Annotated in this window: 2 protein-coding genes; both read left to right on the forward strand. The window is 71.9% G+C overall.

Features of this window, described 5'->3' with window-relative positions:
* Nucleotides 1–138 precede the first annotated feature (138 nt).
* Entirely contained in the window at nt 139–1800 is a 1662-nt protein-coding gene (locus AN218_RS30345) for an SPFH domain-containing protein (RefSeq protein WP_070020244.1), read from the forward strand.
* Nucleotides 1797–3128 carry an SPFH domain-containing protein gene (locus tag AN218_RS30350; protein ID WP_070020245.1) on the forward strand — a complete coding sequence of 444 codons (1332 nt, stop codon included), beginning with the start codon at nt 1797–1799 and terminating at the stop codon, nt 3126–3128. Before AN218_RS30345 ends, AN218_RS30350 begins: the two co-directional genes overlap by 4 nt.
* Nucleotides 3129–3213 lie beyond the last annotated feature (85 nt).

Raw genomic sequence — 3213 nt, forward strand, 5'->3', positions numbered from 1 at the left:
GCCTGCGACGGGTGAGCAGCGCCCGTACGGCAGACGGCGGCGCACAACGGGCCCGTACGCGGGCGCGGCCGCTGCCCCCGGTACGGGGTACCTGCCCCGGGCTGCGCCGACGGACAGCATGCGAAGAGGGGGCACGGCGTGAGCCAGAGCGTGAAACGGGCCGCGAGAGCGGTCGCCGACAACCCGGAGCTGCGGGAGGCGGCCGAGGGTGAACTGCGCCGCCGCGGCGGCGAGTCGCAGAAGCAGCGGCCGAAGGGCGGCCGGGACGGCGGCGCCTCCGGCGCTCCGCGCGACGACAGCCTCGACCCGGACGACTTCCCCGCCGCCCGCGAACAGGGCGGCGGCATCGACACGGTGATGACGCAGCAGACCGTGGCCATGGACGAGGCGCGGGAGGTGCTCAACCGCAGCGAGCAGCGCCGCGAGGACGGCCGGAAGGTGCACGCCATCTGCCCGATGGCGCTGCCCCGCGGCCGCTCGTTCGTGAGCATGCTGCCCGTGTTGCTGCTGCTCGTCCTCGGCGCCGTCGGCAGCGCCGTCGTGAGCGCGGCGGGCGGCGAGGTGTTCACCCACCCCGTCTTCGGCGTCCACTACTGGGTGCTGTCCATCGCCGCCGTCGGCTTCGTGTGGTGGCGGCAGGGCATGGTGATGGTCCCGGACGGCTGCCAGGCGCTGATCACGCGCTTCGGAAAGCTGGAGGACGTCGTCGGCCCCGGCCGGGTCATCCTGCTCAACCCGTGGAAGCGGGTCTCGTACATCGTCAACACCACGCGGGAGTACCCGTTCAACGCGCCCGTGCGCGAGGCCCCCACGAAGGGCGGCGTGAAGGCGTCCATCGATCTGTTCATCCAGTTCCGCATCAGCGACCCGGTGGAGTTCGTCTACACCCTCGGCGCCGTACGGGGCTTCGAGGAGAAGCTGAGCAACGCCGTCAGCGAGACCATCCGCAGCCTCATCTACGAGCAGGAGGCCGCCGGGATCTACGACATGGTCGGCGAGGACACCGGGCGGCTGCTCGAAGCGCTCAACCAGCAGTTCCGTCCGGCCGTCGAGCTGACCAACGCCAACATCACCCACGCCGAACCGGCCGACCGCGGCTACCGGATGGACCTGGCGTCCCCGGAGATGGTGCGCGTCGCCAAGGACGCCTACACCCACGAGTACTCGCTCACGCTGCGCAAGGAGCAGGACGAGGGCGACCTGACGAAGGAGCTGGCCTCCCGCCAGGAGACCCTCTCCGCGATCATGGCGGACATCGCGCAGTACCAGGCGCAGATGGACACCGCCGTCGAGCGGGAGACCAACCGCGCCGAGGCCACCGCCCGGCAGCGCTACGTACAGGCCGAGTCGGAGGCGAAGGCCAACGCCGCGCTGCTGGAGGCGCAGGCGCTGGACATCCGGGCGGTCACGGCCGCCGAGGCGCCGGAGATCCTTCAGTACCGCTACCAGCAGCAGGTGCTGGACACCCTGGAGCAGATCGCGGACCACCTGCCGCGGCTGCTGCGCGTGGGCGGCGCCACGGGAGCCGACGGAGGCGGCGTCGGCGTCGACTTCCTCGCGCTGGCACGGGAGTTGGTCGGCGAGCAGGGCACCGAGCTGTTCTCCGAGGAGGACATGGCCGCCGTGCGCGCACGGCTGGAGGAGGTCTCCGAGCGCATCCGCTCCCGCGAGACGGAGATCGACGCGCTGCTGGAGACGGAGCGTCCCACGGTGCCGGCGGCAGCCGAGGCACTCGACGACGCCGACGAATCGGCGACCCCGCACGCCACGGCCGCAACCACCGAGGAGGCAGCGGAATGAGCGCCACACGCAACCGCAGGTCGGTCATCTCCGAAGAGGTCGCGCCCTGGAGCGAGATCCGCACTCTGCTGCGCGGCGGTGAGACGGACAAGCTGATCCCCGTCATCATCCCCCGGCACACCCGACGGCTCTGGTGGCTGCTGCTGATCTGGCTGGGGGTGTTCCTGCTGCTGACCGGCCTGATGTTCTCGCTCCGGCAGACCGGCGAGGGCGGCGCCGGCGACATCGCCTACGGCACGCTCGCCACCCTCGCCTACGGCGGCGGCGTCCTGTTCACCCTGGCCGGACTGCTGTGGTGGTGGCGCTCGTCCATCGCCGAGATCGAGCAGGGCACCGCCGGCGTCCTCACCCGCTACGGCGCCGTCACCCGCACCCTCGACCCCGGGCGGCACTATCTGTGGCACCCCTGGTCGCGGGTGGACTTCGTCGTCGACACCGCCACCGAGATCCCGTACTCGGCACCGGTGATGGCCTGCCCCACCCGGGAGAACGTGCCGCTGCGCTCGATCGAGTTCTTCCTGAAGTTCCGCATCACCGACGCGGTGCTGTTCGTCCGCACCATCGGCGCGGGCAACTTCGATCTGGTGCTCTCGCAGGCCGTGCAGGACGCCATCCGCCAGCGCGCCCGGCTCGTACAGACGGAGCGCGCGTACGACCTGCGCGGCTCCGACGTCGCCGACATGCAGGAGCTGCTCAACCGGCAGCTCTCGCGCTACGGGGTGCGCATCACCGGCTCCAACATCCCGGACGTCCAGCTTCCGGCCCAGTACCAGCAGCACTTGGCCACGCGGGAGCGGGTCGCCAAGGAGCGCACCGCGTACGAGCAGGAGTGGGGTCTGACCCGCAAGCGGCGCATCGACAGCCTCCAGATGGACATCGAGCGTGCGAAGAAGGTCCGCGACGCCCGCATCGTCGAGGTGAAGGCCGCGCTCAACAAGGCGCGTGAGGACGTCGCCCAGCTCCTGGAGGAGCAGGAGACCAACGCGCAGAAGGTCCGCTTCGAGATCGAGACCCGCGGACGCAGCGGTCTGATCGCCGCCGAGAACGAGGCACGCGCGCAGCGCCGCCTCGCGCAGGCCTACCGGGACAACCCGGCGGTCCTCCAGTACGAACTGGCCCGCAGGCGGCTGGAGGTGGGCGCGATCCTCGCCGGGCGCGCCCCGCAGCCGGTCGTCGTGCGGACGGACGGTCAGGGCTCCGGCGACGGCTCGGCCCTCACGACGCTGCTCACGGCGCAGCTTCTGCCGAAGGTCGGCGGCGGCCAGAACGGCGCCGCCGCGCTGGCGCCCCTGGCGGGGCAGGCCCGCAAGGGAGACCGCGAGGACTGACGGATCCGAGGTGCGCGCGTGCGGCCGTAGGCGCCGCGTCACGGGAGCCGGACGGCTGCGGCCCCTGCCCAACTGGGCGGGGGCC

Origin of the sequence: Streptomyces nanshensis, from assembly GCF_001751255.1 — a bacterium.
In the GTDB taxonomy this organism is placed as follows: Bacteria; Actinomycetota; Actinomycetes; order Streptomycetales; family Streptomycetaceae; genus Streptomyces; species Streptomyces nanshensis_A.

What these genes read in the sequence shown, in the direction of transcription:
- AN218_RS30350 (WP_070020245.1), top strand. Translation starts at nt 1,797, where the DNA reads ATGAGCGCCACACGCAACCGCAGGTCGGTCATCTCCGAAGAGGTCGCG.